Below are 12,752 nucleotides of genomic sequence, written 5' to 3'. Positions count from 1 at the left end.
GCGTCATGACGACGTCACGCGGCGGTGGTGCCGGCACCGCACCGCCGCCGCTGCCCGGGCCCCGCCTCAGGGATACGTCTCCCCGTTGCCGGGGCGGTCCTTCGAGTCGGCCTCGGCCTGCTTGGCCTGCACCTCGGGGTCGAGGGCGTCGACGGGGGAGCCGTCGACCTTCCCGAAGGCGGCGTCGGAGCCGACCCCGCCGTTGAGCGAGGCGCGGTCGGCGACCTCGGTGGCCGGCGCGGGCTCCACCAGCCAGTCGGGGTTGGTCTGCCTGCTCCACCACTTCCAGGCCGCGAATCCGCCGCCCGCGACCAGGCCCACCAGCAGGAAGGTCCTGGCGAAGCGCCCGGAACGGGCACGCCGCACGCGGCGGCGCTCCAGTTTGCGGATGTCGGCGGCCGTGACATGGCTGCGCAGGGCGGCGACCGCGGCGGCCGCCCGGACCGCCGCCTCCTCGGCGGCCGGCTGGGCGACCGAGCGGACGGTGCTGACGGCCTGCTCCACGCGCGGGCCGGTGTAGTCCGCCGCCTGCCGGGCCGTCCTGCGGGTCCGCTGGGCGGCGGTGCCGACGGCCTGCTGCACTCCCGGTGGCACCGCCGCCAGGGCCTGGTCGACGCGCGACGCCAGGTAGGCGTCGTACTGCACACGGGCCGCGTCGCGGGCCTGCAGGGCGGCCGACGACACCCTGGGTGCCAGGTACAGCCGCGCCTCGTCCGCGTAGTGCGCGGCGCTGCCCTTCGCTGTGCCGGCGTACGGCGCCACCGCGTCCGCGGCGTGCCGCACGCTGTCCTTCGTCCTTCCGGCTGCGTCGCGCACGCTGTCGATGCGGGTCACGAGAACCTCCTCCTCGGTGGCGTTACGTTTTCGCCTTTCCACCCGGTTTGAAATCATGCCCGTGACGACGGGGAACGGCATGTGCGTACGGGCATCCGGGTCAAGCCGCGTCCGCCCGGGCCGTCGCCGCGGGGCCGGTTCGCGACAGGGCGCGGGAGAAGCCCCGACGTGCGAGGATTTGTCCCTGTCGTCGAGGACTGATGGAAGGTAGACCGTGGCCGAGCAGCTCCACGCCACCCTGAGGACCACCCAGGGGGACATCACCATCCGGCTCCTGCCGGACCACGCGCCGAAGACCGTCCAGAACTTCGTCGAGCTCGCCGAGGGCACCCGCGAGTGGACCGACCCGCGGACCGGTCTCTCCTCCACGGAGCCGCTCTACAACGGCACGGTCTTCCACCGCGTCATCTCCGGTTTCATGATCCAGGGCGGCGACCCGCTGGGCAACGGCACCGGCGATCCGGGGTACCAGTTCGGCGACGAGTTCCACCCCGAGCTGGCCTTCACCCGGCCGTACCTGCTGGCCATGGCGAACGCCGGGCCGGCGACCAACGGCTCGCAGTTCTTTATCACCGTGTCCCCCACGACCTGGCTGACCCACAAGCACACGATCTTCGGCGAGGTCGTGGACCCGGCCAGCCAGAAGGTCGTGGACGCCATCGCCACCACCCCGACCAACCCGCGCACCGACCGTCCGGTGGAGGACGTCGTCATCCAGAGCGTGGTCGTCGAGCGCCGGTAGGGCGACCCGGGAACTCAACCGCCCTGCCCGTCCGTCTGATGTGCGGGGCGATTCCGCGGTGAAGGGCTGAGAGATGACCGACCAGGCGGTCCGCTGCTACCGGCATCCGGACCGGGAGACCGGCATCCGGTGCTCCCGCTGCGAGCGGCCCATCTGCCCCGAGTGCATGGTCAACGCCTCGGTCGGCTTCCACTGCCCCGAGTGCGTGCGCGACGCCCGCCGGGAGACGCAGGCCACCGGTCCGCGCACGGTCGCGGGCGGCAGCGTGGCCGGCGACCCGCGCCTGGTGACCAAGGTCCTGATCGGGCTGAACCTGGCGGTCTTCCTGCTCGTCCAGGCGGTCGGCGACCGGGTGGTGACCGACCTGGCGCTGCTCGGGGCGGCCTGCGACCGGTCCGGCTGCTTCGGTGTGGCCCTCGGCGCGGACCAGTGGTACCGGCTGATCAGCTCGATGTTCCTGCACCAGGAGCTGTGGCACATCGGCTTCAACATGCTCTCGCTGTGGTGGATCGGCGCCCCACTGGAGGGGCTGCTCGGCCGGGCCCGCTACATCGCGCTCTACCTGATCTCCGGGCTGGGCGGCGGTGCGCTGGTGCTGCTGCTGGCGGCGCCCAACACCGCGACGCTCGGCGCGTCGGGCGCGATCTTCGGACTGTTCGGCGCCACCGCGGTCTTCATGCGGCGCCTGCGCTACGACATGCGCCCGGTCCTGATCCTGCTCGGGCTGAACCTGGTCTTCACGTTCTTCTGGGCGGGCATCAGCTGGCAGGCCCACATCGGCGGCCTGGTCGCGGGTTCTCTCGTGGCGGTCGGGATGGCCTACGCGCCGCGTGAGCGCCGCGCGCTGGTGCAGTGGGGGACGGCCGCGGCCGTGCTGGCCGTGGTGCTGGTCGTCGCGTGGGTGGGCGTCGCAGGAATCACTGGTTAGGCCGTAACCCGCTCTGTTGATCTGACGTTATCCACAGCGATGGACCGCTCCCCTGTGCATCCTGTGGGCAAGTCGTGCACGGACCCGCACACACCGTGTCTGACCTGCAAGATCAATGAAAGACCGGTGGCCCGTACATCGGACCACCGGTCACACCGGCGTCAACCCGGTAGTGGTTATCCACAGATCATGCGACCTTTTCAACACTGTGGATGACGCTTGTGGATAACTGTGCGATCGACTACTTCCACTGCGTGGAGACGACGAAGCCACCCGCGATGAAGCCGAAGCCCACGGCGATGTTCCAGTTGCCCAGCTGCTCCACCGGCCAGCTGCCCTGCGTCACATAGAAGATGACGATCCACGCCAGGCCGACGAGGAAGAGCGCCAGCATCAGCGGTGCGACCCAGCCCCTGCCGGTGCTCAGCTTTATGGCGGCGGTCTTCGCCGGCGGCGGGGTGAAGTCTGCCTTCTTGCGGATCCGTGACTTCGGCACGAGGGACTCTCCTGTCGATGCGCTGCGTGACCGCGCGTGTGACGTGTGGTGTGAACTGGCGGGCGGCGAGGCGAACCAGGCCGCCAGGCGTCCGTTAGCGTAGTGCTTCCATGGGTTGGAAGGAGATAAGGCTACGGTGAGCAGTCCGGTCCATGCCTCCCCCACCCGCCGTTCTGCCCGGTCTGTGGTGCTTCGCCTGCTCAGCGCGGCTGTCTTCGCCCTCGCCGGCCTGCTGTTCTGGGTGAGTTTCGACACTGCCAAGGGTGTGGACATCCGCACCGACGAGCCCCTGCTGCGGCTGTCGGACCGGGTTCAGGAGAAGAGCCGGCAGAACGAGAAGCTCGACAACGAGCTCTCCGGCGTGCGCAAGGACGTCGACTCCCTCGCCCACGCCGACAGCGGGGTCAGCGACGCGACCCGCGACCGGCTCTCCGCCGAGGCGGGCACGAGCAAGCTGAGCGGCCCCGCCGTCTCCGTCACCCTCAACGACGCGCCGCCGGACGCCGCACCGCTCATCGCCGGCGTGCCCGACCCGCAGCCCAACGACCTCGTGATCCACCAGCAGGACCTCCAGGCCGTCGTCAACGCCCTGTGGGCGGGCGGCGCCTCGGGCATCAAGGTCATGGACCAGCGGCTGATCTCCACCAGCGCGGTGCGCTGCGTCGGCAACACCCTCATCCTGCAGGGACGCGTCTACTCCCCGCCCTACAAGATCACGGCGGTGGGCGACCCCGGCAAGCTGCACAAGGCGATCGACCGCAGCCCGGCGATCCAGAACTACCTGCAGTACGTCGAGGCCTACGGACTCGGATGGAAGGTCGAGGACGACAAGCGGGTGACTCTGCCCGGCTACTCCGGCACAGTGGATCTGCACTACGCCAAGCCTGTGGGGTGATCGCCGTGCGCCTGGTGGTGCGGACGCTGAGCGAGTTGTGCGTCACCGCGGGCGCGCTGATGGTCCTCTTCGTGGTCTACGTGCTCTTCTGGACCGGCTTACGGGCCGACAGCGCCATGGACGGCGAGATCCACCGGCTCCAGGACAGCTGGGCGACACAACCGGCGGGCACGGCGCGGCCGTCCACCGCGCACAAGGTGCCGGATTCCGCGAAACCCGCCCCCAAGGTGACGCCGTACCCGCAGGGCAAGGCCTTCGCCGTCATGTACGTCCCCCGCCTCGGGCGGGACTGGCACAAGCCGGTGCTCCAGGGCACGGAGACCGGCACCCTCAAGCGGGGCCTGGGCCACTACGCGGACACCGCCCGTCTCGGCGGGGTCGGAAACTTCGCCGTCGCCGGCCACCGGCGCACCTACGGGGACCCGTTCAAGGACTTCCCGCTGCTGCGCAAGGGCGACGAGGTCGTCCTCACCGACGGCCGGACCTGGTACACGTACGAGATCGACCGCGCACCCTACCGCACGGTGCCCACCGACGTCGCGGTCGTCGATCCCGTGCCGGAGAAGTCCGGCTACACCGTTCCCGGGCGCTATCTGACCCTGACCACGTGCGATCCCGAGTGGGGCCACAGCCACCGGCTCGTCACCTGGGGGCACCTGGAATCCACACAGCCTGTGGAGGACGGCATGCCGGAGGGACTGTCGGGCTAATCTTGGCGTGGCACGGGGAGCAGGGAGCAGGAAGGCAGCGCATGTACGGCTTCATCTGGAGGCACCTGCCGGGCAACGCGTGGGTGAGGGCGGCGATCTCGCTCGTCCTCGTCCTCGCCGTCGTGTACGTCCTCTTCCAGTACGTCTTCCCGTGGGCGGAGCCGCTGCTCCCCTTCAACGACGTGACCGTGGACCAGGGGATGGCGGCTGTACGGTGAGCGCCCGCATCCTCGTCGTGGACAACTACGACAGCTTTGTCTTCAACCTGGTCCAGTACCTCTACCAGCTGGGCGCCGAGTGCGAGGTGCTCCGCAACGACCAGGTCGCCCTCGCGCACGCGCAGGACGGCTTCGACGGGGTCCTGCTGTCACCGGGACCCGGCACCCCCGAAGAGGCCGGGATCTGCGTCGACATGGTGCGGCACTGCGCGGCCACCGACGTCCCGGTCTTCGGCGTCTGCCTCGGCCTGCAGTCCATGGCGGTCGCCTACGGCGGTGTCGTGGACCGGGCGCCCGAGCTGCTGCACGGCAAGACCTCCCCGGTGTTCCACGAGGGACGCGGGGTCTTCGCCGGGCTGCCGACGCCCTTCACCGCCACCCGGTACCACTCCCTGGCGGTCGAACGTGACACCCTGCCCGAGGAGTTGGACGTCACCTCCTGGACGGAGAACGGCATCGTGATGGGCCTGCGGCACCGCACCGCCCGGGTGGAGGGCGTCCAGTTCCACCCGGAGTCGGTACTCACCGAATGGGGACACCGGATGCTCGCCAACTGGTTGGCCGAGTGCGGCGACCAGGGCGCCGTCGAGCGCTCCGCGGGCCTCGCGCCTGTGGTCGGAACCAGGGCGTGATTGCGTGACCGCGCATCGGCACTTCGGTGACACCGCCGAATTCGCCGCCGCGGTGGAGCAGTTGGCCGACCCGCTCAACGACCCGCTGCCGAGCACCTCGCCGCGCGCGGAAGGGCCCGGGGAGCCCCCGGCCCAGGAGCAGGAGCCGCCTGCCCAGGAGCCGCGGCGGACACCGCAGGAGAGCCGGACGAGCGCGCGGCACGCGCAGCCGTCCGCGTACGAGCCCGCGGCCCGGGCCGCCGAGGCCCCGCCGGTCGACGCCCCGTCCGCCCAGGTGCCGACCGCCCCGGTCTCCGTGCCGCCGTGGGAGGAGCAGGCGCCGCAACCGCCCGAGGCCGCCCGCGTCGTACGCCGCCGGCCCACCGAGGAGGAGCGGGCCGTCGCCCGCCGCAGGGCGGCCGGTGCCCCCGGCGACACGATGGCGCTGCCTGTCGTGGACGCCCCCGGCCCCGTCCCCCGCCGCGACAAGGACACGGACACCGCGCCCGGCGACGGACCGGAGGAGGACCCGGGGCCGCCGCGCCCGGAGCGCGAGGACGACGGCATGCCCGCGGTCGGCGGCCGTGCCGCCCGCCGCAAGGCCGCCCAGGAGGCCGCACGGCGCGGTGGCAGAGGACGCAGGCGTTCCGGTGCCGCCCCGGGCGCCCAGGACGCCACAGGGGCGCTCACGGCCCCGGACGCGTCCACCTCGGCGATGGTCCCCGCCCCCCGCTCCCGTATGGAAGCCCGTCGCGCGGCCCGCGCGGCCAAGGAGAGCCCCGGTGTGATCGCCAGCCGCGTCGTGGGTGAGCTGTTCATCACCTTCGGCGTGCTGATGCTGCTGTTCGTCACCTACCAGCTGTGGTGGACCAACGTCCTGGCCCACCAGCAGGCCGGCGGGGCCGCCAACAACCTCCAGAAGCAGTGGGAGGGCGAGAAGACGACGCCCCGCGACCCCGGCGCGTTCTCGCCCGGCCAGGGCTTCGCGATCATGTACATCCCCAAGCTGGACGTGAAGGCCCCCATCGCCGAGGGCACCGACAAGCACAAGGTGCTCGACAAGGGCATGATCGGCCACTACGACGGCCAGTTGGAGACGGCGATGCCCTGGGACAAGCAGGGCAACTTCGCGCTCGCCGCCCACCGCAACACCCACGGCGAACCGTTCCGCTACATCAACAAGCTGGTGGACGGCGACAAGGTCGTCGTCGAGACGGAGTCGACCTACTACACGTACGAGGTCACGAGCATGCTGGCCTCGACCCCGCCGTCCAACACCTCCGTGATCAAGCCGGTCCCCAACGGATCCGGGTTCACCAAGCCGGGCCGCTACATCACGCTGACCACCTGCACACCGGAGTTCACGAGCACGTACCGCCTGATCGTCTGGGGCAAGATGGTCGAGGAACGGCCGCGTGCGAAGGGCAAGCCGGACGCGCTGGTCGAGTAGGCCGGGTACGTACGCACAGATCGGGGCAGCGGTGACGACCACCCAGCAGGACCACCAGTGGGAGACGGCGCCCTACCCGCGGCGCACCCGCGACGGCGTCGCCGCCGTCGTCAGCCTGATCGGTGAACTCCTCATCACCGCGGGCCTGGTGCTCGGGCTCTTCGTCGTCTACTCCCTGTGGTGGACCAACGTCCTGGCCGACCGCCAGGCCCAGCGCGACGGCGACGACGTCCGCCGCCAGTGGGCCGTCGAGCAGCCGGGCAAGCTCGACACCAAGAACGGCATCGGCTTCCTCCACATCCCCGCGATGGGCAAGAACTTCGAGGTCCTGGTCCGCAAGGGCACCGGCACCGACGTCCTCAACGAGGGCGTCGCCGGCTACTACACCGACCCCGTGAAGTCGGCCCTGCCCTGGGACAAGCAGGGCAACTTCTCGCTCGCGGCCCACCGAGACGGCCACGGCGCCAAGTTCCACAACATCGACAAGATCAAGAAGGGCGACGCGGTCGTCTTCGAGAACCGCGACACCTGGTTCGTCTACAAGGTCTTCTCCGTCCTGCCGCAGACCTCGAAGTACAACGTCAAGGTGCTCGCCCAGATCCCCGCCGAGAGCGGCAGGACCAAGGCCGGCCGCTACATCACCCTCACGACCTGCACCCCGGTCTACACGTCCCGCTACCGCTACATCGTCTGGGCCGAACTCGTCCGCACGCAGAGGGTCGACGCGAAGCGGACGCCTCCGGCGGAGCTGGGCGGCTGAGGGGGCCGGCAGAGCAAAAGGGGAGGGGCCCCGGACATCGTGTCCGGGGCCCCTCCCCTTTTGCTCTCGCCCGGCAGGCGGCGTCGGCGCGTCAGCCGCCGTTGCCGCCTCCGTTGAAGAAGCCGCCGCCGTTGTTCCCGCCGCCGTTCGGGTCCTGGACCCCGACCGTCAGCGTGTCACCCGGCTTCATCTGGGAATCGCGGGGCGGGTTCTGGTTCTGGACGATGGCGTTGTCGTTCCCTGCCAGGTTGGGCGGGAACACCACCAGGTTCAGTCCCATCTCGCTGGCGATGCCCTTGACCTCGCCGAGCGACTTGCCCGTCAGGTCGGGGATCGCGTTGGTGGACGGGGGCTTCGCGATCACGATCGTGACCGTGTCGCCCGCCTTGACTGTGCTTCCGGCCCCCGGCTCCGTCCTGATGACCGTGTCCTGGGCGTGGTCGGCGGACTCCTCCTGGGTAACGGTCACCTTGAGACCGTCTGCCGTGAGGATCTGCGTGGCCTCGTCCTTGGACTTGTTGCCGACGTCCTTGATCGTGACCTCTTGCGGGGCCACCGCCACGGTCAGCGTGATCGTCACGCCCTTGGCGCGCTTCTCGCCGCCCTTCGGGTCCTGCTTGAGGACCGTTCCCTCTTCCTCGTCAGTGGAGGTCTGGGACTGCTTGTCGACCTCGAAGCCCGCCTGCTTGAGCTCCTGCTGGGCGTCCTCGAACTTGTCCCCGGTGACGTCCGGAACGTCGATCTTCTCGGCGCCCTTGGAGAGGTTCAGGGTGACCGACTGGTCCTTGGGGATGCTCGTGCCGGGCTCGGCCGACTGCTTGCAGACGTTGCCCTTGGGCTGGTCGGCGCAGAAGACCTCCTCGCCGAAGGAGATCGTCACATTGGCGTTCTGGGCCTTGGTCTCCGCCTCGGCCTTGGCCACGCCGACGAACGCCGGAACGGAGACGGTGTCGCCCCCGCTGTCGCCCCCGGAGAAGAGCGCCTTGCCCATGAAGATCGCGCCGATGAGGACCAGGACGGCCGCGACGACGAGCAGGATGGTCGAGGTGTTGCTCTTCTTGGGCTTGCGCCGGCCACCGCCGCCGGGCCCCTGCTGGTCGTAGCCAAAGCCGCCGTCGTCGTCGCGCATGGGCGGCAGCATCGAGGTGCCGGCGTCGTGCTGCGGCGGCATGGCCGTGGTGGCGGAGTCGTTGCCGTAGCCGCCGTAACCGCCGCCGTAGCCGACGGAGCCGAGGGCGACCGTGGCGCCGACCGGCTGGCCGTCGAGGCAGGCCTCGATGTCGGCCCGCATCTCGTCGGCGGACTGGTAGCGGTAGTCAGGGTCCTTGGTGAGCGCCTTGAGGACGATGGCGTCCATCTCGGGGGTGACCTCGGGGTCGTACACGCTCGGGGGCTGCGGCTCCTCCCGGACGTGCTGGTACGCCACCGCGACCGGGGAGTCGCCCACGAAGGGCGGCCGCACGGTCAGCAGCTCGTACAGCAGGCAGCCGGCGGAGTACAGGTCGGAACGGGCGTCGACGGTCTCGCCCTTGGCCTGCTCCGGCGAGAGGTACTGCGCGGTGCCGATGACGGCCGCGGTCTGCGTCATCGTCATGCCGGAGTCGCCCATGGCGCGGGCGATGCCGAAGTCCATGACCTTGACCTGGCCCTGGCGCGTCAGCATGACGTTCGCGGGCTTGATGTCGCGGTGCACGATGCCGGAGCGGTGGCTGTACTCCAGTGCCTGGAGGATGCCCACCGTCATCTCGAGCGAACGCTCCGGCAGCAGCTTGCGGCCGGAGTGCAGCAGCTCACGCAGGGTGGAGCCGTCCACGTACTCCATGACGATGTACGGGATGGAGACCCCGTCGACGTAGTCCTCGCCGGTGTCGTACACCGCGACGATCGACGGGTGGTTCAGCGAGGCGGCCGATTGGGCCTCACGGCGGAACCGGGCTTGGAAGGACGGGTCGCGGGCGAGATCCACCCGGAGCGTCTTCACGGCGACGGTGCGGCCGAGCCGGGTGTCATGGGCGATGTACACCTCGGCCATACCACCGCGGCCGAGCACCGAGCCCAGCTCGTACCGGCCGCCGAGGCGACGCGGCTCTTCCATAGCGCTTGCCCTTCCTAAACCGTCCGTGTGGCTGCTCGGGCATACCGTACCCGCCGCCGCGTACCGATCCCGGCCCTGGCCGGTAGCCGATATACGACCGGTATCGCAACGTGCGTTTTGGCGCACATACAGAGATACGGCGTGACCGGCATCACTTGTTCAGCACGGCCTCCATGACGCTCTTGGCGATCGGGGCCGCGAAGCCGCCACCGGAGATGTCCCCGCGGTTGGCGCTCGCGTCCTCGACGACCACCGCGACCGCCACCGGGGAACCGGAGTCCGTCTTGGCGTATGAGATGAACCACGCGTAAGGAGACTCACTGTTGTCGATACCGTGCTGGGCGGTACCGGTCTTGCCGCCCACGGTGACGCCGGAGATCTGTGCGTTCTTGCCCGTACCGTCGGTGACGACGGTCTCCATCATCTGCTGGAGCTTCTGGGCGTTCTCCGGGCTCAGCGGCTGCGAGAACTCCTTGGGCTTGGTCTGCTCGACCACGGCGTTGTTCGGGGCCTGCAGCTTGCTCACCATGTAGGGCTGCATCAGCGTGCCGTCGTTCGCGATCGCGGCGGCCACCATCGCCATCTGCAGCGGGGTGGCGGCGGTCTCGAACTGGCCGATCGAGGACAGCGCGGTCTGCGGCTTGTCCATGGTCTTGGAGATGTTGCTGGCCGCGGTGCGGACCGGGATGAAGATCTCCTGGTTGAAGCCGAACTTCTGGGCCTCGTCGACCATCTTGTCGCGGCCGAGGTCGGCGCCGATCTTGCCGAAGACCGAGTTGCACGAGTACTGCAGGGCCACCCGGAGCGTGGCGTTCTTGCAGGGGATGGGCCCCTCGTTCTTCAGCTCCTGGTGGTTGGTGTCCGGGAGGATGTACGGCACCGGGGAGTCCGTCGGGTCGTCGATGTTGCTGTACAGCCCGTCCTGGAGGGCGGCGGCGGCGGTGACGACCTTGAAGGTGGAACCCGGCGGGTACGTCTGGCGCAGCGCCCGGTTGAGCATCGGCTCGTCCTTGTTGTTCTCCTTCAGCAGCGAGCTCCAGGCCTTGCTGTCCTTCTTGGAGTTGCCGGCGAAGGAGGACGGGTCGTACGACGGCGTGCTGGCCAGCGCGAGGATGGCGCCGGTCTTCGGGTCGATCGCGGCGACGGCGCCCTTCTTCTTGCCCAGGCCCTCGAAGGCGGCCTTCTGCGCCTTGGCGTTCAGCGTCGTGACGACGTCGCCGCCCTGCTTCTGCTTGCCGGACAGGATGTCGACGGTGCGCTTGAAGAACAGCCGGTCGTCGTCGCCGGTGAGGATCGAGTCGTAGATCGACTCCAGCTGGGTGGAGCCGAAGGCCTGGGACGCGTAGCCGGTGACCGGCGCCCACAGGGGGCCGTCCTTGAAGGTGGCCTTGTACCGGAAGTCGCTGCCGTTGGTCTCGGCGTGGCCGGTCACGGCCTTGCCGTCGACGAGTATGTCGCCGCGCGGGCTCGCGTACTGGTTGATGGCGACGCGGCGGTTGTTGGTGTCGGTCCTGAGCGCGTCGGCCTGGACGAACTGGATGTAGTTCACCCTGATCAGGAGGGCGAGCACGAGCAGCCCGCAGAAGACAGCGACTCGTCGCAGGGGCTTGTTCACTGGACGCGCACCACCTGGGTCGGCTCGGCATCGGGGGACGAGGCGGGGGTCGGCGCCGGACGGCGCGCGGTGTCGCTGATTCTCAGCAGGATGGCCACCAGCGCCCAGTTGGCGATCACGGAGGAACCACCCTGGGCGAGGAACGGCATCGTCATACCGGTCAGCGGGATCAGACCGGTGACGCCGCCGGCCACGACGAACACCTGGAGCGCGAACGCGCCGGACAGACCGATCGCCAGCAGTTTGCCGAAGGGGTCGCGGGCGGCGAGGGCGGTGCGGGCGCCGCGCTCCACCAGGAGTGCGTAGAGCAGCAGTATGGCCATCAGACCGGCCAGGCCCAGCTCCTCGCCGACGGTGGCGAAGATGTAGTCGCTCTTGGCGGCGAAGCCGATGAGCCGGGAGTAGCCCTGGCCGAGGCCGGAGCCGAAGAGGCCGCCGGAGCCGAAGGCCCACATGGCCTGGGCGGGCTGGCTGGCGCCCTGCCCGGCCTCGATGGTGCGGAACGGGTTGAGCCAGTCCTCCACACGGCTGTGGACGTGCGGCTCGAAGCTGCCCACGACCACGGCGCCGCCCACGGACAGCAGCAGACCGAAGACGATCCAGCTGGTCCGCTCGGTGGCGACGTAGAGCATGATCACGAAGAGGCCGAAGAAGAGCAGCGAGGTGCCCAGGTCGGTCTCGAAGACCAGGATCAGGATGCTGAGGCCCCAGATCACCAGGATCGGGCCCAGGTCGCGGCCTCGGGGCAGGTACATGCCCATGAAGCGGCGGCTGGCGAGCGCGAGGGCGTCCCTCTTGACCATCAGGTAGCCGGCGAAGAACACCGCGATGATGATCTTGACGAACTCACCGGGCTGGATGGACATACCGGCGACGGTGATCCAGATCCGGGCGCCGTAGACGGCCGGGAAGAACACCGGGAGGATCAGCAGGACCAGCGCGACCACCATCGAGATGTAGGTGTAGCGCTGCAGGATGCGGTGGTCCTTGAGGAAGATCAGTACGCCCAGGAAGAACGCGACGCCCAGCGTCGACCACATCAGCTGCGTCGGCGCGGAGGACCCGCCCGGCAGCGACGGCTCCTGGTCGAGACGCCAGATGAAGACCAGCCCCAGGCCGTTGAGCAGCGTGGCGATCGGCAGCATCAGGGGGTCGGCGTACGGCGCGAACCGGCGCACCACAAGGTGCGCGACACCGGCGATCGCGCCCAGCCCGAGGCCGTACGCGAGCATGCCCGCGGGCAGCGCGTCGTTCTTCGCCAGGCCCACGTTCGCGTACGCGAAGACCGGGATCAGCACCGCGAAGGCGAGAAGCGCGAGCTCCGTGTTGCGACGGCTCGGCGCGCCGACGGATGTGATGGTCGTGGTGTTCGTGACAACGCTCATGCTGGACTGACGG

The 12,752-nt window shown here is 69.6% G+C and carries 13 protein-coding genes; 8 read left to right on the top strand and 5 right to left on the bottom strand.

Annotation, left to right across the window (positions count from 1 at the left end; genetic code table 11):
• Positions 1–66: 66 nt before the first annotated feature.
• Positions 67–834, bottom strand: a complete 768-nt coding sequence (locus tag ACIP9H_RS26880; protein ID WP_401588300.1) for a DUF5324 family protein — start codon at positions 832–834, stop codon at positions 67–69.
• Between the two features lie 214 nt (positions 835–1,048).
• Here ACIP9H_RS26880 and ACIP9H_RS26875 point away from each other — a divergent pair, with 214 nt between their 5' ends.
• A complete protein-coding gene (locus ACIP9H_RS26875; protein ID WP_401588302.1) occupies positions 1,049–1,576 on the top strand; it encodes a peptidylprolyl isomerase in 528 nt (175 codons plus the stop codon).
• Positions 1,577–1,649: 73 nt separating this feature from the next.
• A complete protein-coding gene (locus ACIP9H_RS26870; protein WP_401588305.1) occupies positions 1,650–2,504 on the top strand; it encodes a rhomboid family intramembrane serine protease in 855 nt (284 codons plus the stop codon).
• Between the two features lie 241 nt (positions 2,505–2,745).
• Here the strand turns inward: ACIP9H_RS26870 and crgA are convergent, their stop codons facing one another.
• Positions 2,746–3,000 (bottom strand): cell division protein CrgA, encoded by a 255-nt coding sequence (crgA, locus tag ACIP9H_RS26865; RefSeq protein WP_319663327.1) that lies wholly within the window; start codon positions 2,998–3,000, stop codon positions 2,746–2,748.
• Between the two features lie 136 nt (positions 3,001–3,136).
• Here crgA and ACIP9H_RS26860 point away from each other — a divergent pair, with 136 nt between their 5' ends.
• From ACIP9H_RS26860 to ACIP9H_RS26835, 6 genes are read left to right on the top strand one after another with little or no spacing between them, the layout of a single operon-like run.
• The gene (locus ACIP9H_RS26860; RefSeq protein WP_401961229.1) at positions 3,137–3,895 is read left to right on the top strand and encodes a DUF881 domain-containing protein; all 759 of its coding nucleotides are present in this window, start codon (positions 3,137–3,139) and stop codon (positions 3,893–3,895) included.
• Positions 3,895–4,605 carry a class E sortase gene (locus ACIP9H_RS26855; protein WP_401588856.1) on the top strand — a complete coding sequence of 237 codons (711 nt, stop codon included), beginning with the start codon at positions 3,895–3,897 and terminating at the stop codon, positions 4,603–4,605. Before ACIP9H_RS26860 ends, ACIP9H_RS26855 begins: the two co-directional genes overlap by 1 nt.
• 41 nt (positions 4,606–4,646) lie before the next feature.
• On the top strand, positions 4,647–4,823 hold the full coding sequence (locus ACIP9H_RS26850; protein WP_360904574.1) for a hypothetical protein: 177 nt from the start codon (positions 4,647–4,649) through the stop codon (positions 4,821–4,823).
• The gene (locus ACIP9H_RS26845; RefSeq protein WP_401588310.1) at positions 4,820–5,455 is read left to right on the top strand and encodes an aminodeoxychorismate/anthranilate synthase component II; all 636 of its coding nucleotides are present in this window, start codon (positions 4,820–4,822) and stop codon (positions 5,453–5,455) included. Before ACIP9H_RS26850 ends, ACIP9H_RS26845 begins: the two co-directional genes overlap by 4 nt.
• A 4-nt stretch (positions 5,456–5,459) precedes the next feature.
• A complete protein-coding gene (locus ACIP9H_RS26840) occupies positions 5,460–6,884 on the top strand; it encodes a class E sortase (RefSeq protein ID WP_401961226.1) in 1,425 nt (474 codons plus the stop codon).
• 31 nt (positions 6,885–6,915) lie between these two features.
• A complete protein-coding gene (locus tag ACIP9H_RS26835; protein WP_401961223.1) occupies positions 6,916–7,644 on the top strand; it encodes a class E sortase in 729 nt (242 codons plus the stop codon).
• 91 nt (positions 7,645–7,735) lie between these two features.
• On the opposite strand, the gene pknB is transcribed toward ACIP9H_RS26835, so the two are convergent.
• The 3 genes from pknB to ACIP9H_RS26820 all read right to left on the bottom strand — a co-directional run bounded on the left by pknB (position 7,736) and on the right by ACIP9H_RS26820 (position 12,739).
• Entirely contained in the window at positions 7,736–9,739 is a 2,004-nt protein-coding gene (pknB, locus tag ACIP9H_RS26830) for a Stk1 family PASTA domain-containing Ser/Thr kinase (RefSeq protein ID WP_401961221.1), read from the bottom strand.
• A gap of 151 nt (positions 9,740–9,890) precedes the next feature.
• Positions 9,891–11,354, bottom strand: coding sequence for a peptidoglycan D,D-transpeptidase FtsI family protein (locus tag ACIP9H_RS26825; protein WP_401588321.1), 1,464 nt, complete (start codon positions 11,352–11,354; stop codon positions 9,891–9,893).
• Positions 11,351–12,739, bottom strand: coding sequence for an FtsW/RodA/SpoVE family cell cycle protein (locus ACIP9H_RS26820; protein ID WP_401588324.1), 1,389 nt, complete (start codon positions 12,737–12,739; stop codon positions 11,351–11,353). The genes ACIP9H_RS26825 and ACIP9H_RS26820 overlap by 4 nt, the downstream gene beginning before the upstream one ends.
• Between the last annotated feature and the right edge of the window lie 13 nt (positions 12,740–12,752).

The organism is Streptomyces sp. NPDC088732 (assembly GCF_044751205.1).
Lineage (GTDB): Bacteria > Actinomycetota > Actinomycetes > Streptomycetales > Streptomycetaceae > Actinacidiphila.
This window is presented reverse-complemented; position numbering and strand designations above follow the sequence as displayed.